Genomic DNA, 19,989 nt, shown 5'->3' on the forward strand with positions numbered 1-19,989 from the left:
GCGAGCGATGTCATGCAAGCGAGACAGAGAAAAAGTATGTGCCCCCTCGTCAGCCGGCAGTTTGAGAACCCATGACCCAGCCCCGCTACGCGATCTATTTCTGCCCGCGGCCGGACGCCGCCCTGGACCGGTTCGGCACGTCTTGGCTGGGCTCCGACGCGGCGACCGGCACGAGCCGGGAACGGCGTGCGGAAACCGCTGCACCGGCGCGATATGGATTCCACGCGACCCTCAAGGCACCTTTTCACCTGAAGGAGGGCTGCAGCCTCGACGATCTCCTGGCGGCGGTGACCACCTTCGCAACAGGCTGGCGGGGGCTGGTCCTGCCGCCACTGGCCTTGCGCAGTCTGCAGGATTTCGTGGCTCTCGTGCCGTCAGGTTTCTGGCCTGACCTGCAGGCGCTCGCTGCGGCAAGCGTTCTTGAATTTGAGAACATGCGTGCGCCTTTGTCGGCTGAGGCGATCGCGCGCCGCAAAGCCAACGGACTGAGCCCGCGCCAAGCGGTCTATCTCGAACTCTATGGCTATCCCTACGTGCTCGACGAGTTCCGTTTCCACATGACCCTCTCCGGGCCTCTGCCGGCTCCACAGCGCGACCGCCTTTTGGCCGAACTCGCGGAAGGAGCGGAAGCAGCGACTGCCGAGGGAACGCACGTGCTGGATCTGACGATCATGGAGGAACCGGCGCCAGCTGAAACCTTCAGGCTGGTTGAACGGATCGCACTTCTGCCGCCGCGGCGATGAGCGCGTCGAGAAAGGCCGCCTGAGCGATTTCGATGGGCCCGCTATTGTCGATGGTCATCACGGGGGATGTGGTGGGCAGCGTCGTCTCGAACCGTGCGATTCGGCTGTCCATCTCGGGCCCCACCTCGCGGCCGCGCGCCGCCAGCCGGGATGCGAGCACCGCGGGAGGTGCCGTCACATGGACGATCCGGACCTCGCCGAAGATCCCCGGCAGATCGGGCAGCACGGAGCGCGAGACATTGGCGACGACGCAGCGGCCGTCCTCGACCGCGCCCAGCACATTGCGCCTCAGCCCGTAACCGAGCCCATGAGCGCGCCAACTGAGCGAGAAGCTGCCCGCCTGGTCCCAGGCATCGAACTCGATCCGGCTCAGACTGTCGAAGATCTCTCCGCCGGCTTGCGGGTGGCGGGTGACGACGCGTCGGGGAAACACGAAGCGGTCGTCCTCGATCAGCTGCAACCGCGCATGGTCGAGCAGAGTGTCCTTGCCGACGCCGCTGGGGCCGACGACGGCGATGAAGATGCCGCTCATGGCTGCAGCCTCGCCAGCGGTTGGGCATAGGCGAGGAAATGATCGAGATCGGGCGTGACGAGATCGAGCTCCTTGGCCCTGTCGTCCCATAGCCTCAGGCGGACGGCGTCTTCGGCAAAGGGTGCCGCGATGAAGGCCGCCGCCTCCGCCGGGCTCATCACCCCGCCTTGCAGCGCCAGGCTGTGGCGCGATGCCGGTGAGAGCCCGTCGAGATAGGCCGGATCGACCGCACAAAGATAGCGCTTGGCCGCCACGTGCAGCCGTGCCGGCTCGGTGACGTCCGGTCCGAACCAGCGGCTCAGGAACATGTCCCCCAGCATTTCATGACGATGATCATCCTCCGGCGCGGCTTCATTGATGAAGGCGTCATCGAGAAGATGCCCCACATCATGCAGGAGTGCAGCAACGATCAGGGAGGGGGGCGCCTTTTCCGATTCCGCCAGGAATGCGCATTGGAGCGCATGTTGTTCCTGGGTCACCGCTTCTCCGCCATAGAGCTCCTGCCCGCGAGCGATCACCATTTGCTTCAGCTGATGAACGAGGTCCTCTTCCATCATGCGACCCTCTCACCTTCGCGCCAGACTTCGCGCACCACCGGTCCGGCGGCATCCGGCCGGAAACGAACGAGGTCAGCCCGCTTCCCAGCGGCAATCTCTCCACGGTCGTCGAGCCCCAATCGCCTGGCGGGAACCGTGGTCACCATCCCGATGGCCTGGGGCAAGGCGATGCCGTCCTCGCCTTCGGTCAGCATCAGGGCGCCGAAGAGAAGAGAGGCGGGAACATAGTCGCTGGAGAGAATGTCGAGGCAGCCGAGACGCGCGAGCTCCCGGGCGGCGACATTGCCGCTGTGCGAACCCCCGCGAACGACGTTCGGGGCCCCCATCAGCACCGCGAGATCATGGGTGCGGCAGGCTTGGGCGGCCTCGATGGTGGTGGGAAATTCGGCAATGACGACGCTGTCATTGGCGGCTTCTGCGACATGGTCGAACGTGGCATCGTCATGGCTGGCGAGGGGGAGGCCGCGCTCGCGCGCCATGTCGACGACCTTGCGCCGCTGGGCGACGCCATAGCGCTCGAAATCTTCCCGGCGTTCGATGATGAAACGTCTCAACGCCTCATCCGTAAGGGCGTATTTCCCCTGATAATAGGTGGTGTACTGCTCCAGGCTGACGAACTGGCGCTGGCCTGGGGTATGGTCCATCACGGACATGAGGCCGACGCTCGGATGGTCGATCAGGGGCTCCAGCAGGTCCATCAGGTCGCTGCCGCTGACTTCGCAGCGCAGATGCAGCCGATGCTCGGCCTTTAGCGCGCCGGAAGCGGCCTGCCGGTCCAACGCCGAGAGCATGGCACCAAGACCCTCTGCCGTACTGGTCGGCCGCACATGGCCGATGGTGAGCGCATTGTAGACGGTCGTGATGCCGGCCGCGATGATCTCCCGGTCATGGTTGATGGCAGCCGAGCCCGCCGGCCAGGAGGCCTTGGGGCGGGGCATCATGTGCCGTTCGAGATTGTCGGTATGAAGCTCCACAAGGCCCGGCACCAACAGGTCACCCTCGCAATCGATGGCGGAGGTGCTGCGAACGCGTCCTGCGGAGACGTCTTTGATCTCGGCTCCGGAGATGGCCAGGGAGCCCTCGATGACTTCATCGCGCATCACGATGCGCGCATTGGTGAACACGGTCTCAGGCATGTCCGAAATCCTTGAATGCACTGATGTCCAGGGTGCCTGTCGCCAGCTCGTTGCGCTCCTCCTCGTCATGGAAGATGCCGAGCATGGCGGTGCCGCCGCGGCGCGTGGCATGAATCAATTCGAGCACCCGCTCGCGGTTGGCGGCATCCAGCGAGGCGGTCGGCTCGTCCAGCAGCAGGATTGAATGGGCGCCGCAGAAGCCGCGGGCGATATTGACCCGCTGCTGTTCGCCGCCGGAGAAGGTGACCGGAGACAACGGCCAGAGCCGTTCGGGCACGTTGAGGAGCCGCAGCAGTTCGCGTGCCCGCTCGCGGGCCTCATCCTCCGGCTTGCCTTGCTCGATGGCGGGCTCCGCCACGATGTCGAGCGTCGGCACTCTGGGGATCACGCGCAGGAACTGGCTGACATAGCCGATCGTGTGCCGCCGGACATCCAGCACGATGCGCGGATCGGCGCTGGCGAGATCGACGATGTCGGCCCCATGGCGCACGCGGATGGAACCGCGCTCGGTCTTGTAGGTGCCGAACAGGAGTTTGAGGAGCGAACTCTTGCCCGCGCCCGAAGGTCCGACGAGAATTCTGAGCTCCGCCGGCTCGAGCTCGAGCTCGACATTGCGGAACACCGGGATTTCGGCGCTGTCCTGAGCATGGAGGACGAAGCGTTTGTCCACCGACTCGACTTTGAGAACCCAAGGCATCGTCATACCTGCAGCACTGAGGAAACGAGAAGCTGCGTGTAGGGCGCCTGCGGATCGTCCAGGACCTGATCGGTCAGTCCATGCTCGATCACGCGTCCGCCCTGCATCACCATGAGCCGGGTCGACAACAGCCGTGCGACGGCCAGGTCGTGGGTGACGATGATGGCCGAGAGGCCGAGCCTGCGGACGAGGCCGCGGATCATGTCGAGCAGCCGCGCCTGCACCGAGACATCGAGGCCGCCGGTGGGCTCGTCCATGAACACGAGGCGAGGACCCGACACGAGGTTTCGCGCGATCTGCAGCCGCTGCTGCATCCCGCCGGAAAAAGTCCGCGGCAGGTCATCGATCCGACCCTCGGCGATCTCGACGGCGGAGAGCCAGTGCAACGCCTGGGCCCGGATATCACCGTAATGCCGCGCTCCCACGGCCATCAGTCGCTCGCCGACATTCGCTCCCGCAGAGACCCCCATGCGCAGGCCATCGCGCGGATTCTGATGGACGAACGCCAACTCGGTCCGCTGGAGATGGCGTCGTTCGGATTCGGCGATGCCCCAGAAATCCCGCGGGACACCGTCGCGCGGCACATAGCTCACCGCGCCGGTCGCGGGCTCGAGATCGCCGGCGATGCATTTGAGCAGTGTCGTCTTGCCTGACCCGGATTCCCCCACGATCCCGAGCACTTCGCCACGATGCAATGTGAAAGAGACATCCCGGCAGGCCGTGAGGGTGCCATACCGGTGCGACAGGCCCCGGACCGTCAGCAGCGGCGTATCATGCCCGCTCATTCCGCGGCCTCCCTGCTGCGTTCGGCTTGGTTCTGCCGACAGAAATCCGTGTCCGAGCAGACGAACATCCGACCGCCCCGGTCATCGAGCACGATCTCGTCGAGATAGCTCGTATGCGAACCGCACAGGGCACAGGGCTTGTTCCACCGCTGCACGGAGAACGGATGGTCCTCGAAATCCAGGCTGACCACGTCGGTGAAGGGCGGGATCGCGTAGATGCGCTTCTCGCGACCGGCGCCGAAGAGCTGCAGGGCGGGGATCCGATGCATCTTCGGATTGTCGAATTTCGGCGTCGGCGAGGGGTCCATGACATAGCGGCCGGCCACCATCACCGGATAGGCATAGGTGGTGGCGATGTGGCCGTGACGGGCGATGTCTTCGTAAAGTTTCACGTGCATCAACCCGTAATCGCTCATGGCATGCATGCGGCGGGTCTCGGTCTCGCGCGGTTCGAGGAAGCGCAAGGGCTCGGGAATCGGAACCTGGAAGACGATAATCTGTGCTTCCGACAGCGTCGCTTCGGGAATCCGGTGCCGCGTCTGGATGATGGTCGCCGCGGCCGTCTCCTCGGTTGTGGCAATGCCGGCCGTCTTCTGGAAGAACTTGCGGATGCTCACCGCGTTCGTGGTGTCGTCGGCCCCTTGGTCGATCACCTTGAGCGTGTCGCTCTTGCGCAGGATCGAGGCGGTGACCTGGACGCCTCCGGTCCCCCAGCCATAGGGCATGGGCATCTCCCGGCTGGCGAACGGCACTTGGTAGCCAGGGATCGCGACGGCCTTCAGCAGCGCCCGCCGGATCATCCGCTTGGTCTGTTCGTTGAGATAGGCAAAGTTTGAAAGGGGTCCGGTCATTCGGCAGCCTCCGCCAGCCCGGCGTGCTCACGGCGAAGACGACGCACCAGGTCGAGCTCGGCCTGAAAATCGACGTAATGCGGCAGCTTCAGATGCTCCACGAAGCCGGTCGCCTGGATATTGTCCGAATGGGCGAGCACGAACTCTTCGTCCTGTGCGGGGGCGACGCGGTCTTCGCCCAATTCGCCTGCCCGCAATGAGCGGTCTACCAGGGCCATGGCCATGGCCTTGCGCTCGCACTGGCCAAAGGTGAGGCCATACCCACGAGTGAACTGCGGAGGTTGCGCTGCCGTGCCCTTGAACTGGTTGACCATCTGGCATTCAGTGAGCGTCACCTCGCCGAGCTCGATGGCAAATCCGAGATCTTCGGGGACGAATTCGACGGTGACTTCGCCCATGCGCAGCTCGCCGGCAAAGGGATGGCTGCGGCCATATCCGCGTTGGGTGGAATAGGCGAGCGCCAACAGGAACCCTTCGTCGCCGCGTGCGAGATTTTGGAGCCGCAAGCTGCGGTCGGCGGGAAAGTCCAGCGGCTCACGGGTGAGGTCGCCGGGTTCGGCCTCTTGGGCTGACGCGGGTTCGATCAACCCCTCCTGACCGAGTATGTCCAGCACCCGCGGCATCGGTTCACCGTCGGCGTCGCCCCGATCCGCAGTCTCTGGCACCGAATCGGCGCGCAGGGCAGGATCGAGCAGGCGATGGGTGTAATCGAAGGTCGGACCCAGCATCTGTCCACCGGGCATGTCCTTGTAAGTCGCTGAGACCCGCCGCCGGATGGCCATGCGCGCCGTATCCATCGGTTCGCTATAACCAAAGCGCGGCAGCGTCGTGCGGCTGGCGCGAATGAGGAAGATCGCCTCGATCATGTCCCCCCGCGCCTGCTTCAGGGCCAATGCTGCCAGATCCCGGTCATAGAGAGAGCCCTCCGTCATGACGCGGTCGACGGCGAGGCTGAGCTGCTGTGCGATCTGGGGGATCGAGATCTCCGGCACGTCGAGATCGCCCCGACGCTCCTCGGCCAGGAGACGGTGGGCATTGTCGATGGCTTTCTCGCCGCCCTTGACCGCCACATACATCAGGAATGCTCCTCGAACTGAATGGTCGTGCTCCTGGGAATGGCGGCGATCGCGTTGGGTGCGGCGAAGATCACGTCGCAACCCATGGGAAAGCGGCGATGATTTGCAGACAGCTCCGCCCAGAAGGGAGGATGGTCGGGTGAAACGCCGAGCCGATGGTCCGTCTCGATCCCGGGGCCCGTGAGGATCAGGGATCCTGCAGGCTGCAGCGCATCCACCTGCACGATGAGCGTGGTCGAGCGGTCCGAATATTCGGGTGTTCCCAGACTGAAGGCGTCCAGAGGTCCCACGCTTTGGGGATCTGCAATGACCGCAAAGGCCGCCCGGGCGCGGCTCTCCACCAGGGGCGCGCCGCAATGAAAGCGAAGGAACCCTGCGACCGCGGCGTTATCGAGGGGAGCATCGAGCCACAGGGGCGTGTCCATGTCCGCCAGTGTCAGAAGCAGGATCGCCGTGGTGAGGTGGAGCGGCGGCGGAGCCTGTTCCAGGCCGACGAGGGTCTTGATGTGACCGGGGCGCGATACGGCCTCCAGGATCTGGCGGAAGGCGTCTGCGGATTGTGTGTCGGGTGCCGCAAATCCTGGGACCGGCATGTCGAGCCTCATTCGTCTTCACCGCGAACCAGCGTGAAGAAATCGACCTTTGTCGCGGCAGCCTTCGACGCCCGTTCGTGCCGCTTTCGGGCTTGGGCGGCGGCCAGGGGAGTGATGACCGAATCCAGGATCCGCGCCCGCGCTTCGCCGTGCTGAAGCAGGGCGTCATAGACCGCGGCGATCTCCGCATGCCTCAGATCCGTCCCCATCACATAGGCCTGTCCGAGGACCGCAGCGCCGTCGAGCTCGACCGCACAGCGCGTCACCGTGGCCTCTCCGACATTGAAGGGCGCACCTGACCCGCCGATCCTGCCGCGCAGCATGACGAGCCCCGTTTCCGGCGCCCTGAGCATGCGATAGGAGGGACGTGTCGGTTCCTCCGCCCAATGCCGCGCCAGGGTCTCGCTCGGCGCCTTGGCGAGGACGGACATCCAGTGCTGTCGCAAGGGGGTGGAGGGTTCAGTGTCTGAAAGCAAAGTCGTCATCGGCACCTTCAATCACGCGCAGTTGAAGGTTTGGTGACGGTCGGATCTCGATCGCATGACACCCGAAACGGGCCTTTGGTCAATTTGGCGTGATTTTTCGCGGATTCCTCGGCCGTGGAGGTGATTATCGGCTGTGATCACCCCAGTTGAGGGCGATGCAGCGCAGAACCTTCTTGTCTCTCCTCCTGACCGCCCCTTTGGTGCCCGGTGCAGCAATGGCCGCACCGTCGCGCGAAGCCTATGCGGCGGTGATACAGAAGGCGGCGGAGCTCGACCCTTTGCGGACCCTCATCATCGCCAAAGACGGGGACGTCGTCGGGGAACAGGCCTATGGCGGCGCTTCCCTTTCAGCGCCGAGGAACATCAAGTCGGCGTCGAAGTCGGTCGTTTCGGCCTTGGTCGGCATCGCGATCGACAAGGGCGTGCTGTCCGACACGGACCAGAAAATTGCGCCTCTCCTGAAGCGTGACCTGCCGCAGGATGCCGATCCGCGCCTCGAAGACGTCACCATCGGAAATCTCCTCTCCATGCAGGCGGGACTGGGACGCACCTCCGGTCCCAATTACGGCCGCTGGGTGTCGAGCGCCAACTGGGTCCGGTCGGCATTGGCACAGCCCTTTGCAGACGATCCGGGCGGGCAGATGCTCTATTCGACCGGCTCGACGCACCTTCTGTCGGCAATTTTGACCCGCGAGACCGGCCGTTCCACCTTCGCCCTTGCGCAGGACTGGCTGGGCCCGGTCGACGGATTTGCCATCAGTGCCTGGGCACGCGACCCGCAGGGCGTCTATCTCGGCGGCAACGAAATGGCGATGCGTCCGAGCTCGCTGCTGGCCTTTGGCGAACTCTACCGCAATGGCGGCAAGACGCCTGAGGGACAGCAGGTCGTCCCCGCCGCTTGGATCCAGCAGTCCTGGCAGCAGCGCACCACCTCCCGTTACAATGGTGACGGTTATGGATATGGCTGGTTCCTGCGCCGGATCGCCGATCACGATGTGCGTTACGCCTGGGGCTATGGCGGGCAGATGCTGTATATCATTCCATCGCTGGAACTGACGGTGGTCATCACTTCCGACCCTGGGCAGCCTTCGGCGCGGACCGGCTACCGCGACGGTCTGCACGGCTTGGTGGCGGAAATCATTGCGGAAACAGAGGCCGGGGGCGGGCGATCGTGAGGATCCGTGACATGTCGGTGATCAGGCATACAGGGGCGATTTTCTTACTCTTTCTAACAATGACTTTCCCAATCTCGCCGGGAGTGGCGGCGGAACAAAATCCCATTTTCGCCTATAACGGCAACCGCTTCATCGTGCAGACGCGCACCTCGGGACCCACCATCTACCTTCAGGCGTTCCGCGCCGCTGGCGAACTCGTCTGGGAACCCTTTGCGCGCGTCTCCTATCCGTCTCAAGCTGCGCTGGAGGCGCGCCGCAAGCAAGTCCGAGGCGGTCAGGCCCAGGGTAATCTCGCAGAGCGGATCTACTTCACCGGCAAACCCGCCGGGTTCTCTGACGTCGACCTCTATCGGAGCGAGAATACCCGCATGCATGGTGAAATCGGACGCTAGCAGAGCGGGAATTCACAGCCTCAGCCTGTGAATTCCTGCTGGCCAGCCCTCGGGAATTCTGGCAGTTCTTCGGCACAATTGGGCCATGTCCATGGTCATGCCAGGGAATCGCGGATGCTCGACAGTCGGGGAAACAAGGTCCTCCTCTTTCAGGACGCAAGTCTGAAGCGTTTTTTCCACAATGCCGTGGTCAAGACGCAGCGGGTCAGGATCGTGTCCTTCCCGCGCTCGGGTCGGACTTGGCTGCGGGTCATGCTGCATGATCTGGGGGTTGATCCGCAGTTCACCCATGCCGGCGCCAAGGGCGACATGCGGCTGCTGCCATCGGAAGTCTCTCGCTTCAACGAGCGGCTCTACAACAAACGCGTGGTCCATCTCACGCGCGATCCGCGCGACGTGATCGTTTCCTATTTCTATCACATGACGAAGAAGGACGGCTGGGGCGGGACCTTCAAGGAAATGATCCGGGACGACCGCCATGGCTTCGAGAGGATCGTGGCGTTTCAAAAGGTGATCCGCGACGACCGCGAGCGGTTCCGGGATTATCATGAGGTGAGTTACGAGGATCTTCGGACCAAGCCGGTCGAGACCCTAAAAGCCCTGACGGATTTCCTGCACTGCCCCTTCGTCACGGAACCCACCATCCGCAAAGCGGTCGAGGCAGCGAGCTTCGAGAATATGAAGCAACGGGAGCGCTCGGGTGAACTGAAGGAGCAATTCGGCGAACGCTTTCGTCGCACGAATGCACCGGACGGCCAGATGGTCGTCCGCAGTGGCAAGGTCGGCGGCTTCACGAACTCGCTGGACGATGACGACCTGGCTTATTGCAAGGACCTCATGACACGCTATGGCGTCAACGGCTGAGCCGCCTCAGCCTGCAAGTCGCACGAGTTCGCTCCCATCGCTCGACGCGATGGTGAAATGCTCGCCGGCATACTTCCCGCTGACCTCGAACCATTCCTGGTAGAGTGACTCGACCATCTCCGGGCTGCCGTACATCTCGGCGATCTTCTTGTGCTTAGGCGTGCCCTTGAAGTGACCGGCGACGGTCTGAGGCTTCATCGTGCCGTCCTCATGCTGGCGCAGGAGGCGGTCTTGTGGAAGCTTCAGCGTCAGGAATGTCACCTTGTCAGCGATCGAGATGAGGTCGTGCAGGTCATACTGCGAACGCGCGATGGGATTTCCGAACTGCCGGCGGGTGATGTCGTAATGCAGAATGAGATTGCGGCTCCCAGTCCCATCCAGCGGCGGCAAGGACCGGATCCCCGCGGTAACCCAGGATTTCGGATCATCTATGCCGAGCTGCTGCGCGATTTCCTTGCGGGTGCCATTGGAAATGTTCTCCAGGAGCGTCGATTTTCCTGCCGATGTCGGGCCGGCAATCACAACGAGATTGTCGATGCGGCGCTTCTGGGCGATGACGATGAAGCGCCCATCCTTGTGCCCCGAGGGAAAGACATCAACCTTGGCGAACATCTTCCGATGCTCCATCAGCAAATTCTTGATCGCCGCGGGTGTGAAGAAGAAAAGCTCGTTGCTGCCGCGACGTTTGCCGGCGGCATTCGTCACATACATGATGGGAAACCGCTTCAGGAAGGCGGCCGAAAGCCTGGCTATGCCGAGCTTCCGCCGGTCGCCTTCGCCGAGCGAAGCAACTTCGAGGACGAGGCGATCTCTCGTGGCGGCAATCAGCTTCTCGAGCACGCCAATCGGATTGCGCATGTGATGGAGGACATTCAGGCAGAAGATGTCGTCGAACTTTTCGCCCAGTTCGGCCGCCTCGATGTCGAGCTTTCGAAATTCGGCCTTGGATCCAAGGACCTGGCCGAGAAGACTGGAGTTCTCGACATTCAACGGCTCGATATCGACGCCCAACATTCGCGTTGCGCCCCGCTTTTCCGCCTCGAAGCAAAAATATCCGTACATGCAGCCGATATCCAGGACTGATCGACCTTTCATGTCCTTCAGCATGATAGCCTCCGCCGTGGGCGAACGATCCGCACCACCGGTCGAAAGACCAAACGGTAAATCCACATTTTGATAAGTGAGCTTACGACTGGCGAGGAGTTCCTCGATTTGAGACTTGGTCCACTCGATGCTCAAACTAATGACTCCAACGAATTCTTACACGACTGAAAAAGTCGCAATGCGTTACCGCCTCCGCCCTCGACTTGCAAGTCTAGCTGGCTCATAGCATGAGCTGATTTCGTCGTTTTGGACCGCACAACTTGACCGGATACTGGAATTGACCGTCTCAGCCGCATCCGCAGCCCTTGGCCCGGGTGGAGTTCTCCATAATCTGAACGCTCGAACTGTGGCGGAAATTGGAGGCGATGGAACGATTGCCGCTGCCGCTGCTCGGCAAGGCGTGGAGCGGGTGGTCTATCTCGGACAACGGGAGATTAGGTCAGGCGAGGGTGTCGAGCACCTGGGGAAAACCTTGGCAGACTGGCAGGATGGTGGCGAAACCTTCGATCTGGTGTTCTGCAGCGGCGTGCTCGATCGGGCGCCGGAGCCTGTATCGGTGCTGCGAAGGCTCATCTCTCTGACCCGGAGCAGACTGGCCGTGGATCTGCCGATTTTCACCTGGCGTGATGCGTTACGGGGACAAATCTCCCCGCTCGCAGCCATGGCGTCCGGCGAAGCTCTCATGCTTGTGCGTCAGGACAGGGATGCGCAAGGCTCAGGCGTCTCCGTTCGCCGGTTTACCAGATCCGCCATCGAGACGCTGGTGAACGGCGAATCACCGCTGTTCGAGCCTTTACGCTGGTGTCCTTACGATGGCCATCGGCGCGCTGTGATGATCGCCGATAAGCGACGCATCGGGCACATGGTCGTCGTCTGTGCGCCGACGTCGGGGGGAAAGAGCACGATTGCCGAAAGAATCCTGCGGGATCCTCTTTTCCGGCGCCGGCTGGCCCTGGACGAGGCGGACTGGGAGATCGTGAAGGCCGAGGATTTCTTCAGCGGCTGGATCCCGAAGACCCAGAATGTCATCGTCATGTATAATTTGTTGCGCCGCCTCAACAAATCTCTCGATCCGGAGCATGGCGACCCGTTGCCCGCGATCCTGGCGGAGCCGGAGAGGGTGACGTTCGTCACGCTCCTGCCGCCGCCTGATCGACTGCGCCAGCAGTTCCAGCGGAGCGAGATGGCTGATCCCGATGCGCGCTACAGCGCGAAGATCCTGAGGCTCAGAGACTCCTATCAGGACGATCGTTTTCTTTTGCCCTGGTACGAAGACTGGTTCGCCCTGGCGGAAAATCAGAAACGCCCAGAGACGCGCCGCTGGCTCGTTCGCTTCGATACGGATGACGGCTCGATCCAGGACGGCGCGCACTGGCGGGACGCCGTCCGGGACCTGTACGGCACTTGAGGATCGATCAATCCAGGGACAGTGCCATGGTCTGGATCTCGTCCAGGCCAAGTTGCTTCTTGAGCTTTTCGGTGGGCCAGACGGTTGGAAGCTGCTCGGGAACCGTATGCGGAGTGTATTGGATCAGCAGGGCGACGCGGGTCGTCTTGTTCCGGTTCGAGCCGTAATGCAGGCATCGCGAGGTATCGACGAGGAAACCCGAGCCGGCCGGACCCATGACCTGGACCTGTCCTGACTCGCCAACGACGCCGGTCACCTCCTCCAGGGACAGACGGCCACGGTCATAGCCGAACTTCTTCACCAGCGTCTCGCTTTCGGCCACCGGAACGAAGGTGAAGGGGCCGCTCTCGGGACCAACATCATGCACATAGGTGAAGAACTTCACCTGCTTCTCGTCGGCGAAATCGAGATGATAGAGCTGACTTCCGATCTGGCTCTCATTGGGAGGACTGACAAGGACGGAAATCTGACTGACGATGGGCACAGCACCGAGATATTTCGAAACGGCATCGAGGACGTCGCGATTGACCGCAAGGCGCATGATGTCCGTGTACTGAGCGAGATCGGCCCCGCGGGCCATCGGGAAAAGATAATTCTTATCCTTGCCTTGACCGGCTTTCTTGCCCGCATCCACGGCCGCATTGTAGATGGCCTCGGCCTGTTTGATGGCCGGCAGAACGTCGGGAATTTCCGTCGGCCCGATGAGGCGGTAGCCCTGCTCCTGCGACAGCGCAAACTTTGCGCCACTTGCCGCCGGCAGCGATTCGGCCGCGCGCTTGCGACGGAGCTGCGCCATGGGGCTCATCAGGACATTGAAGGCTTTGCTGGCTCGAATGGCGGGAACGCGCGCCACCTTCAGCTTCTTGGCGAGGAAGAGATTGATCCGCCGGCTCATCCTGTAGCGATAGGGGGTCTCAGCGGTCAGAAAGCCCTCGGCATCCATCGTTCACTCCTGCGAAGATCTCGCATTACCGATAAAGCAGTACGGCCCTCCTTTACAGATGGCAAGCCAAGTTCTCAACCTGCAGGATCGGATTTCGCGCCTGCTCGTTATTTTGCGAGAAGAGTTGCCTCGGTTGCTGTTTCAGATAAAACGCAGCGAGATCGATCAAAAGCAGAAGTCTAAGCTCGTGCAATTCCTGAACCCGATGTCTACGGCCGAACTCGAGTCCTATGTGCGGGCTGCACAACTCGACGCCCTCATCACTTTTGGTGACGTCGAAAGTGCCTATGACAGCGTCAACCCTTCGAATAATACCCCCTTTCCCCCTCAATGGGCGGATCTGGTGCGGCTGCACAAGCTGGTGCGCGAGCGCAAGGTCACGACGGTGCTCGAATTTGGTGTTGGCCGGTCGACCTTGATCCTCGCTCACGCCCTTGCCCTCAATCGAGCCGACTATGCCGGTGAGGTCGCGGCATTGCGGCGGAGCAACCCCTTCGAGCTGCATTCCCTCGACGACATGCAGGAGTTCATCGATCTCACCCTGCAGTCGCTGACGGCCGAATTGAAGCCCGTCGTGACACTGCATTTCAGCCCCTGCGAGATGGCCAGTTTTGCAGACCGTATCTGCACCCTGTACCGGACGCTGCCGAATATCTGCCCCGACTTCATCTATCTCGATGCACCAAGCCAGTTTTCAGTGGACGGCGACGTGAGGGGCATCTCGACAAGGGCTCCCGATCGGATGCCCATGGCGGCCGACATTCTGACCATTGAGCATTTCCTGCTGCCGGGAACATTGATCCTTGTCGACGGCCGGACCGCCAATGCTCGGTTTCTGAAAGCCAACCTCCAGCGCAACTGGACCTACCGGTATGAGGCGGCCGGCGATATCCACCTGTTTGAACTGGTTGAACTGCCGCTTGGTAAGATCAACCGCCGCCAGATAGAATTCGCCCTCGGGCGCGAGTGGCTGGAGCGTCTCTAGAACACATCCCCGAACAGCTCTCTCTCCCCGGGATACCAGCTCTCCACCAGCGCCTTCGTCTCGTCATCGTAATAATCTCGATAGGAGCGCTCGCGCCGGGGACGGATCTCGCCTTTGGCGAAAGGCATCTCGGCGGGCTCCGGGAGGCCGATCAACTTCATCACGGCACGAAGATCGGGTTCGAGCGTCTCATAGCGCCCCATGAAATCGACAACGGGTCGTCCTTCAATCGTATAGATCAGGAAATTATCGATCTTGGCTCTGGGCGACCGCATGAGGAAGGTGCGAAAGTCTGGCCATTTCCGCGCATGCTCGGGTTTCTTGGTGCGATAATGATACCAGGACACCTGGCGATCATAGATGTTCCGCTCGAAGCTGAACTTGAAATAGCTGTTCCAGATCTTCTCGCCGACATAGCTCCGAACGTCACGCGCATGAATGTGATCGTGGAAATCGATGCTGCGACTTCCCTCGACCGGCCGAAAACGATGGATGAGCGGCCGTGGATCGAACGGAAAGGTCGATCTCAGATGATTGCGGGCGCGGTGCCCATATCGGCGCGTCAGGTCCGTGGGTGTGAGCGGCGTGATGATATCCCCGTCCCCGCAGTGAGGGAAAAGGACGAGCTCTGTACTTGTGCTCGCGGTCTTGCGGGTCTTCAGGAAAATGAAGCGGTGCTTGTGCGAGACGATCAAGGCCTTCGCACTCCCTCCGCCACTGCCCGGCGCAACTGCGGGTAATCGAGCCTGTATCGGGGATTGACCTTGGAGAGCCGGGACGTCGCTTTCACCACGAACTGCTCCCTTTTGGTCAGGCCCTCGAACCATTCCCTGTCCTCGACAAAAACCTCCTTGTCGCTCCGTGAGGCCGTGCGCACGACGACATCTTCACCGAAGATCGTCGGCCTTGTGAAGACATCCTCCATCTGAATGCCCAGAAAACTCGCGACCCTGGCCATCACTGCGCGCGGATCCCGGACGAGATCTTCATAGGACAGGGCAAAGACGTCGCGGTCGCCGAGGTAGCGGGACTGAGCGGCGACCACGCGCAGGGGATCCAGTGTCTCGTGGGCGATTTCGGCAGCCGACAGCGTAATCCCCTTGCGCCGCCGATCGTTGAGAACCGCCCGGGTGATCATCAGAGGATCGCGGAAGATGAAGAGGATGCGTCCCAGTGGGAACATTTTCCGCCAGAGCGAGACGATCTTGTCCGTATCGCCCCCGACCTCCTTGGCGCACCAGAGGCTCAGGCGGGACGGTTTGGCACCACAATTCTCCAGAACGGTTTCGGCATCCAGCCGGATGAGCTCACGCAGGTCTGGATGCCAGTCGGCACGCTCCGCCGCCTTGCGCCAGCTGCTGCGATAGCCTTCGATGGACAAAAGCCGCGAGTTGACTTCCGGTACACGCGACGTCTGGGCATAACGTGACACCGCCTCGCCCCTGAGCGGGTATTTCACGAACGCCTTCAGCTTCAGTTCGGCAGGATAGGCAAGCAGCTCCTGACCCCCGTCGAGCAGGTTTTGAAACAGCGTCGTCCCGGCCTTGCGCGGCCCATATACCAGGACCGCGTGATCAACCCAGTCCGGATTGCCGGAATCGACGTCGATCTTCGCCTTCTCGTTCAACGGCCCCTCCAGCCCAGTTGCTTCAAATTTTCTCGGCGCGCTCCAACAGGAAGTTTGCCCAGAGCAGATCCAGCTCCGTATCGATATTGGCGACCTCTCCCTCGATCACGATGGCGCCTGTGCGGGCCGGAAGGATCGTCTTGTCCTCGAGCAGCGTCTTTCTACGAAAGGCATAGGCAATGCCGTTGCGATGATACACAGGCTGCAATTGCTGCCGGGCGATGATCGTCGCGCCCGCCTGGTCATAGAGCCCGAGTGCACCGTCGCCCGAGATCGTCATCTGCTTCAAGGGATGCGCCTTGCTGTCAGTTTCGCTCACGGTCCACGTCGCATCCAGCTTCTCTTCGATCAGCCGATGGATTGTCCGCTCGACATGCTCCGGCGTCCGGCTGGGCGATGTCGGCTGCAGCATGACGATGACGTCGTAGACGCAACCGTCCCGCCTCTCCATTTCCTCGGTGGCATGGGTCAGAACCTCAAGGTCTCCGATGCGCGGCCCGGAAAGACTTTCCGGCCGCCGGAAAGGCGCCTCCAGTCCCGATGATTCGGCGACGCGGGCGATCTCCTCATGGTCCGTCGAAACGACCGCGCGGTCAATGAGACTGAGAGCCCTGACGACGGCGCCGACGCGCGCGACAAGCGGCACGCCCCCGACTTCGCGCAGGTTCTTGAGCTTCACGCCTTGGCTGCCGCCGCGCGCCGGCACCACCACGAGAATGCGATGCCCGTCGATCATGTAAACAGCGCCTTGTTCAGCTCGATGAGCGCATCGGCGCCGCGGACGGGAAAGAACTCCGTGCCGGCCCGCCGAGCCGCATCTGCATCGCTGGGGCCGTCGCCCACCATCATGATCCGGTCCGGCGTTGTTTCATGCGAGAGCAGGAGCGACAGCAGGACGTCGGCCTTGCGATGTGGAAAGCCGAAGGCGCCCGACAGAAGATCGGTCCAGCCACGCTCTTGAAGAAGCGCCTTCAGGGGAGCATCGAGCGTGTTCGAAGCGACATAGACGGCAGTCTGGTTGTGCAGGGCATGCAGCAGATCGGTCGCGCCGGCCATTTCGGGGCAGACGGCGACGCGCCGGAAGACCTCCTCGCCATAGGCGTCGATGCGGTCTTGCGGAGATTGACCGGCCGGCAGTGGCAGGCCAGCCTCGACCATGCGCTGCCACATGATGGGGATGACGCGGGTCCGCGATCCATCGGGGTCCTCGGTGAGCACGCCACCGATGATTTTCTTGTACTCGACCGACCCTGGGAACACGTCGAAAAAGGCCTGAGCCTTGATGTCCACCGACTGCACCAGGGTCCCGTCGAAGTCGAAAACGATCACGTCAAAGCGCATGCTGGGTGCGGAAATAGGCCAGCCAGTTATCGACCTTGGTCTTCCGCTGGTCGCGGTCCTGCTTGGCGATCGCCGGATCCTCGTAGAAGCTGTCATTGTTGAAATGCGTCGTCGAGACCTCTTCGAAAATCGCACCGTCCAGGGTGTGGAACTTGTGCCAGGTCGAAGGCTCCACCAGCAGCGTGTCGCCCGGCTGCATCGAGAAGCGCTTGCCTTCCTTCGAGATCTCCAGATCGCCATCGAGGAGCTGGAACGTCTCCTCCTTTTGCTTGTGGAAATGATAGGGATGCTTCTGGCGCGGCAGCTGGATGACGAGCTTCTTCGCATAGGTCCGGTTGATGCAGGTGATGATCACCGCGCCATATTCGCGGAAGCGCCGTAGGCCGTAATGATGTGAAATCTCGATGGAGGCGTCTTCGTTGATATGGATGCCCGCCTTGTTCAGCATGGCGCGGACCTGCAACATGATCTGATAGACCAGATGCTCATCGTCCATGTCCTGCGTGGACAAAGTTTCCGACAGGGCTTCGTTCACCGCGTAGTCGCGGTCGGCGACGAGGCCCTCGCGGAACTGGCCGCTGAACAGCTGTCCCTCCTGGGTCGGCATGGCAAAGAACACGTCCTCCTCACCGATGGTCTCGCCCTTCGCGATCGGACGGCGGACGAAGGCTCCGCGCTTGAGGTCCGCCAGGGTCTTGCGCTCCTCCAGCGACGAGGGCGAGCGCTCGTCGCCCCCCAGCATCGCCCGGGCGGATTGATAGGCGGCGAGCCATGTGTCGAGCTGCTCGGGCGTCGAGGAATAGTCGTTGAGCCTATAGGTCTCCGTATTCAGGCCGACATGGCGCTCGAACAGCCTCGCCCCCTTGGCATAGGCGATCTGGATCGCGGCCGTATTGTTCTGGTCCTCATGGGTCGACCAGCCGATCGGAACCGTCGGATAGCGCTTCACGAAAGCACCGACCTGGTTCAGCTGAAGCTTATCGTCCGGTGTCGGATACAGCGCCACGCAATGCATGAGGGCAAATTCGACCCGCTCGCTCTCGAGGAAGTTCACCAGCCAATCGACCTCCTCGATGCGCAGGCCGGCAGTCGAGGCCACCACCGGCATGCGCGCACGGGCGACCTTCTCCAGCAGCGGCCGGTCGTCTGCCGAGCAACTGGCGATCTTGATGATGTCCAGGCCCATGTCGCGGATGATATCGACGCTTTCCTCATCGAAAGGCGTGCTCATGGTCAGCATGCCTTCGGCCCGTACTGCATCCGCGAGCTCGGCGAACGCGTCCATGGACAGCCGCGTCTCGCTGAAGCGCTTGATGAACTTGATGTCCGTCCTGGTCTGATAGTCTGGATGGATGAAGGAATCGAGCTGGCGGAACTGGAACTTCAGGGCGCCACGAACGCCGGCCTCCCGATTGGCACGCCCGACTTGGCGGACGATGTTGCGGGCATGCTCCATGTCGCCCTGATGATTGTTGGCGAGATCATAGATGAAGAGTTCGTCGAACTTGACCTGGGGACGCATGGATCATTTACCTCTATGTCAGCGCAGGGCCTCGGGCCGGTAGCCGCGGCTCCAGTCAATGGAAACGGTACGCCGATCCGCATTGGATTTGAATGCGGCGGCGATGACCATCATGGTGTCCAGCCCGCGCTCGAGGGAAATGGGGGACGATGTGACCTTTCCCTCCAGCACCTGCTCCATATGGGCGATTTCCGCCTTGAAGTCGTCGGGCCGGGTCTTTTCGATGATGAGCTCGTCAGGCTTTTCTGCGCCCTTGGCCGACAGGACGGCGTCGGCGCCGGGGCGGTAGCCGATGCGCCAGTCGACATAGCCGCCCTCGCCCTGGATGCGGACGCGCTTCTCGGACGGCGCGGTCACGACGTCCTGGAGGACGTCTCCCATGAGGCCCTCTTCGGTCTTCAGGGTCGCGAAGCAAAGGCGATCATAATTGCAGCCATTCTCTTCGACCATCTCGAGCCTCGCTGTGACCTCCGCGACCTTGCCGGCACCGAGGACATGAGCGAAATGCTGCCAGATGTTGAAGCCGTGGGAATGCTCCCCGGCGGCACCCCCGCCGCGAGTCGAAAATCCGAGATAGGAGGCCGCGGGACCGCTGAGCCAGGGATGCGCCTGGAAGATGCCCGCCCAATGCTCGCGAATAGAGGCTGAGATCGTGGATACCCGGCCAAGCATGCCGCTGGCGATGATCGTCTCCGCTTCGATGGTGTTCCGCCCCAGCGTGTGATTATAGCCGACGCCGAGGAAGACGCCCTTGGCGCGTCCAAGCTCGAACAGGTCCTGACACCCAGCGAGGTCGGGTCCGCAAACCGGCTTCTCGATGAGGATGGCCTTCGTCTTCGCCTGATCCAGGGTGGCCATGGCCAGGGCGATATGACTGTCGGGCGGTGTGCCGATGAAGACGAGGTCGGCCGCATCGGCCAGGGCCGAGGCGCTGTCTGTGAGTTCGATCTCTGCGTCCCAGGCCCCGTAGCGTTGCGGGTAGATGCTGTCCCGGGCACGATCCAGGGCGGCGGGATCATTGTCGGTCAGCACCACCGCCCATCCACGGCTTCGGGCCGCATGGGCGAGATGATTGCCGATAGACCCGGCGCCGATGATCCTGATGCGATGCATGCACTAAATTCCTAACCAAGCTCCGGGGCTCTCTTTGCACGGTCGGCCAGACTCGTTCAA

General features: G+C 62.2%; 23 protein-coding genes. 6 read left to right on the top strand and 17 right to left on the bottom strand.

Annotated features, from left to right (window positions below):
* The first annotated feature begins 71 nt into the window (after positions 1-71).
* Positions 72-743, top strand: coding sequence for a DUF1045 domain-containing protein (locus tag FKM97_RS03100; protein ID WP_143957646.1), 672 nt, complete (start codon positions 72-74; stop codon positions 741-743).
* Here the strand turns inward: FKM97_RS03100 and phnN are convergent.
* The 9 genes from phnN to phnG are packed head-to-tail and all read right to left on the bottom strand — an operon-like array spanning position 700 to position 7,455.
* Positions 700-1,275 (bottom strand): phosphonate metabolism protein/1,5-bisphosphokinase (PRPP-forming) PhnN, encoded by a 576-nt coding sequence (gene phnN / locus FKM97_RS03105; protein WP_143957647.1) that lies wholly within the window; start codon positions 1,273-1,275, stop codon positions 700-702. The two genes, FKM97_RS03100 and phnN, sit on opposite strands and share 44 nt — an antisense overlap.
* The gene (locus FKM97_RS03110) at positions 1,272-1,832 is read right to left on the bottom strand and encodes a phosphonate degradation HD-domain oxygenase (protein ID WP_205014673.1); all 561 of its coding nucleotides are present in this window, start codon (positions 1,830-1,832) and stop codon (positions 1,272-1,274) included. Before FKM97_RS03110 ends, phnN begins: the two co-directional genes overlap by 4 nt.
* Positions 1,829-2,968, bottom strand: a complete 1,140-nt coding sequence (locus tag FKM97_RS03115) for an alpha-D-ribose 1-methylphosphonate 5-triphosphate diphosphatase (RefSeq protein ID WP_143957648.1) — start codon at positions 2,966-2,968, stop codon at positions 1,829-1,831. Before FKM97_RS03115 ends, FKM97_RS03110 begins: the two co-directional genes overlap by 4 nt.
* Positions 2,961-3,665 carry a phosphonate C-P lyase system protein PhnL gene (phnL, locus tag FKM97_RS03120; RefSeq protein WP_143957649.1) on the bottom strand — a complete coding sequence of 235 codons (705 nt, stop codon included), beginning with the start codon at positions 3,663-3,665 and terminating at the stop codon, positions 2,961-2,963. Before phnL ends, FKM97_RS03115 begins: the two co-directional genes overlap by 8 nt.
* A 2-nt stretch (positions 3,666-3,667) precedes the next feature.
* Entirely contained in the window at positions 3,668-4,450 is a 783-nt protein-coding gene (gene phnK, locus FKM97_RS03125; protein WP_143957650.1) for a phosphonate C-P lyase system protein PhnK, read from the bottom strand.
* Complete coding sequence (locus FKM97_RS03130; RefSeq protein WP_143957651.1) at positions 4,447-5,301, bottom strand: alpha-D-ribose 1-methylphosphonate 5-phosphate C-P-lyase PhnJ; 855 nt, start codon at positions 5,299-5,301, stop codon at positions 4,447-4,449. Before FKM97_RS03130 ends, phnK begins: the two co-directional genes overlap by 4 nt.
* Positions 5,298-6,377, bottom strand: coding sequence for a carbon-phosphorus lyase complex subunit (locus FKM97_RS03135; RefSeq protein ID WP_143957652.1), 1,080 nt, complete (start codon positions 6,375-6,377; stop codon positions 5,298-5,300). The genes FKM97_RS03130 and FKM97_RS03135 overlap by 4 nt, the downstream gene beginning before the upstream one ends.
* Positions 6,377-6,970, bottom strand: coding sequence for a phosphonate C-P lyase system protein PhnH (phnH, locus tag FKM97_RS03140; protein WP_170240712.1), 594 nt, complete (start codon positions 6,968-6,970; stop codon positions 6,377-6,379). The genes FKM97_RS03135 and phnH overlap by 1 nt, the downstream gene beginning before the upstream one ends.
* An 8-nt stretch (positions 6,971-6,978) precedes the next feature.
* Entirely contained in the window at positions 6,979-7,455 is a 477-nt protein-coding gene (gene phnG, locus FKM97_RS03145) for a phosphonate C-P lyase system protein PhnG (RefSeq protein ID WP_143957654.1), read from the bottom strand.
* Positions 7,456-7,610: 155 nt separating this feature from the next.
* Here phnG and FKM97_RS03150 point away from each other — a divergent pair, with 155 nt between their 5' ends.
* The 3 genes from FKM97_RS03150 to FKM97_RS03160 all read left to right on the top strand — a co-directional run bounded on the left by FKM97_RS03150 (position 7,611) and on the right by FKM97_RS03160 (position 9,886).
* A complete protein-coding gene (locus FKM97_RS03150; RefSeq protein ID WP_143957655.1) occupies positions 7,611-8,630 on the top strand; it encodes a serine hydrolase domain-containing protein in 1,020 nt (339 codons plus the stop codon).
* Positions 8,631-8,641: 11 nt separating this feature from the next.
* A complete protein-coding gene (locus tag FKM97_RS03155; RefSeq protein WP_143957656.1) occupies positions 8,642-9,022 on the top strand; it encodes a hypothetical protein in 381 nt (126 codons plus the stop codon).
* Positions 9,023-9,136: 114 nt separating this feature from the next.
* The gene (locus FKM97_RS03160; RefSeq protein WP_143957657.1) at positions 9,137-9,886 is read left to right on the top strand and encodes a sulfotransferase domain-containing protein; all 750 of its coding nucleotides are present in this window, start codon (positions 9,137-9,139) and stop codon (positions 9,884-9,886) included.
* Between the two features lie 6 nt (positions 9,887-9,892).
* Here FKM97_RS03160 and FKM97_RS03165 read toward each other — a convergent pair whose 3' ends face one another.
* Entirely contained in the window at positions 9,893-10,993 is a 1,101-nt protein-coding gene (locus FKM97_RS03165) for a DUF1698 domain-containing protein (RefSeq protein ID WP_143957658.1), read from the bottom strand.
* A 274-nt stretch (positions 10,994-11,267) separates the two neighbouring features.
* On the opposite strand from FKM97_RS03165, the gene FKM97_RS03170 reads away from it, so the two are divergent.
* Positions 11,268-12,398, top strand: a complete 1,131-nt coding sequence (locus FKM97_RS03170) for a class I SAM-dependent methyltransferase (protein WP_143957659.1) — start codon at positions 11,268-11,270, stop codon at positions 12,396-12,398.
* 7 nt (positions 12,399-12,405) lie between these two features.
* On the opposite strand, the gene FKM97_RS03175 is transcribed toward FKM97_RS03170, so the two are convergent.
* Positions 12,406-13,341 (bottom strand): phytanoyl-CoA dioxygenase family protein, encoded by a 936-nt coding sequence (locus FKM97_RS03175; RefSeq protein WP_143957660.1) that lies wholly within the window; start codon positions 13,339-13,341, stop codon positions 12,406-12,408.
* Between the two features lie 187 nt (positions 13,342-13,528).
* Here FKM97_RS03175 and FKM97_RS03180 point away from each other — a divergent pair, with 187 nt between their 5' ends.
* Complete coding sequence (locus FKM97_RS03180) at positions 13,529-14,326, top strand: class I SAM-dependent methyltransferase (protein WP_143957661.1); 798 nt, start codon at positions 13,529-13,531, stop codon at positions 14,324-14,326.
* Here the strand turns inward: FKM97_RS03180 and FKM97_RS03185 are convergent.
* From FKM97_RS03185 to FKM97_RS03210, 6 genes are read right to left on the bottom strand one after another with little or no spacing between them, the layout of a single operon-like run.
* Entirely contained in the window at positions 14,323-15,021 is a 699-nt protein-coding gene (locus FKM97_RS03185) for a sulfotransferase family protein (RefSeq protein ID WP_143957662.1), read from the bottom strand. The two genes, FKM97_RS03180 and FKM97_RS03185, sit on opposite strands and share 4 nt — an antisense overlap.
* Positions 15,018-15,953: a sulfotransferase gene (locus FKM97_RS03190; RefSeq protein WP_170240713.1), complete on the bottom strand. Its 936-nt coding sequence runs from the start codon at positions 15,951-15,953 to the stop codon at positions 15,018-15,020. The genes FKM97_RS03185 and FKM97_RS03190 overlap by 4 nt, the downstream gene beginning before the upstream one ends.
* Positions 15,954-15,975: 22 nt before the next feature.
* Positions 15,976-16,689: an acylneuraminate cytidylyltransferase family protein gene (locus FKM97_RS03195; protein ID WP_143957664.1), complete on the bottom strand. Its 714-nt coding sequence runs from the start codon at positions 16,687-16,689 to the stop codon at positions 15,976-15,978.
* Entirely contained in the window at positions 16,686-17,282 is a 597-nt protein-coding gene (locus FKM97_RS03200; RefSeq protein WP_170240714.1) for an HAD family hydrolase, read from the bottom strand. The genes FKM97_RS03195 and FKM97_RS03200 overlap by 4 nt, the downstream gene beginning before the upstream one ends.
* Position 17,283: 1 nt before the next feature.
* On the bottom strand, positions 17,284-18,816 hold the full coding sequence (locus tag FKM97_RS03205) for an N-acetylneuraminate synthase family protein (protein WP_143957666.1): 1,533 nt from the start codon (positions 18,814-18,816) through the stop codon (positions 17,284-17,286).
* Between the two features lie 18 nt (positions 18,817-18,834).
* On the bottom strand, positions 18,835-19,929 hold the full coding sequence (locus tag FKM97_RS03210) for a Gfo/Idh/MocA family protein (protein WP_143957667.1): 1,095 nt from the start codon (positions 19,927-19,929) through the stop codon (positions 18,835-18,837).
* Positions 19,930-19,989: the final 60 nt, after the last annotated feature.

It is taken from the genome of Rhodoligotrophos appendicifer (assembly GCF_007474605.1).
GTDB classification, from domain to species: domain Bacteria; phylum Pseudomonadota; class Alphaproteobacteria; order Rhizobiales; family Im1; genus Rhodoligotrophos; species Rhodoligotrophos appendicifer.

What these genes read in the sequence shown, in the direction of transcription:
- FKM97_RS03100 (WP_143957646.1), top strand. Translation starts at nt 72, where the DNA reads ATGACCCAGCCCCGCTACGCGATCTATTTCTGCCCGCGGCCGGACGCC.
- phnN (WP_143957647.1), bottom strand. Translation starts at nt 1,275, where the DNA reads ATGAGCGGCATCTTCATCGCCGTCGTCGGCCCCAGCGGCGTCGGCAAG.
- FKM97_RS03110 (WP_205014673.1), bottom strand. Translation starts at nt 1,832, where the DNA reads ATGATGGAAGAGGACCTCGTTCATCAGCTGAAGCAAATGGTGATCGCT.
- FKM97_RS03115 (WP_143957648.1), bottom strand. Translation starts at nt 2,968, where the DNA reads ATGCCTGAGACCGTGTTCACCAATGCGCGCATCGTGATGCGCGATGAA.
- phnL (WP_143957649.1), bottom strand. Translation starts at nt 3,665, where the DNA reads ATGCCTTGGGTTCTCAAAGTCGAGTCGGTGGACAAACGCTTCGTCCTC.
- phnK (WP_143957650.1), bottom strand. Translation starts at nt 4,450, where the DNA reads ATGAGCGGGCATGATACGCCGCTGCTGACGGTCCGGGGCCTGTCGCAC.
- FKM97_RS03130 (WP_143957651.1), bottom strand. Translation starts at nt 5,301, where the DNA reads ATGACCGGACCCCTTTCAAACTTTGCCTATCTCAACGAACAGACCAAG.
- FKM97_RS03135 (WP_143957652.1), bottom strand. Translation starts at nt 6,377, where the DNA reads ATGTATGTGGCGGTCAAGGGCGGCGAGAAAGCCATCGACAATGCCCAC.
- phnH (WP_170240712.1), bottom strand. Translation starts at nt 6,970, where the DNA reads ATGCCGGTCCCAGGATTTGCGGCACCCGACACACAATCCGCAGACGCC.
- phnG (WP_143957654.1), bottom strand. Translation starts at nt 7,455, where the DNA reads ATGACGACTTTGCTTTCAGACACTGAACCCTCCACCCCCTTGCGACAG.
- FKM97_RS03150 (WP_143957655.1), top strand. Translation starts at nt 7,611, where the DNA reads ATGCAGCGCAGAACCTTCTTGTCTCTCCTCCTGACCGCCCCTTTGGTG.
- FKM97_RS03155 (WP_143957656.1), top strand. Translation starts at nt 8,642, where the DNA reads ATGTCGGTGATCAGGCATACAGGGGCGATTTTCTTACTCTTTCTAACA.
- FKM97_RS03160 (WP_143957657.1), top strand. Translation starts at nt 9,137, where the DNA reads ATGCTCGACAGTCGGGGAAACAAGGTCCTCCTCTTTCAGGACGCAAGT.
- FKM97_RS03165 (WP_143957658.1), bottom strand. Translation starts at nt 10,993, where the DNA reads ATGCTGAAGGACATGAAAGGTCGATCAGTCCTGGATATCGGCTGCATG.
- FKM97_RS03175 (WP_143957660.1), bottom strand. Translation starts at nt 13,341, where the DNA reads ATGGATGCCGAGGGCTTTCTGACCGCTGAGACCCCCTATCGCTACAGG.
- FKM97_RS03195 (WP_143957664.1), bottom strand. Translation starts at nt 16,689, where the DNA reads ATGATCGACGGGCATCGCATTCTCGTGGTGGTGCCGGCGCGCGGCGGC.
- FKM97_RS03205 (WP_143957666.1), bottom strand. Translation starts at nt 18,816, where the DNA reads ATGCGTCCCCAGGTCAAGTTCGACGAACTCTTCATCTATGATCTCGCC.
- FKM97_RS03210 (WP_143957667.1), bottom strand. Translation starts at nt 19,929, where the DNA reads ATGCATCGCATCAGGATCATCGGCGCCGGGTCTATCGGCAATCATCTC.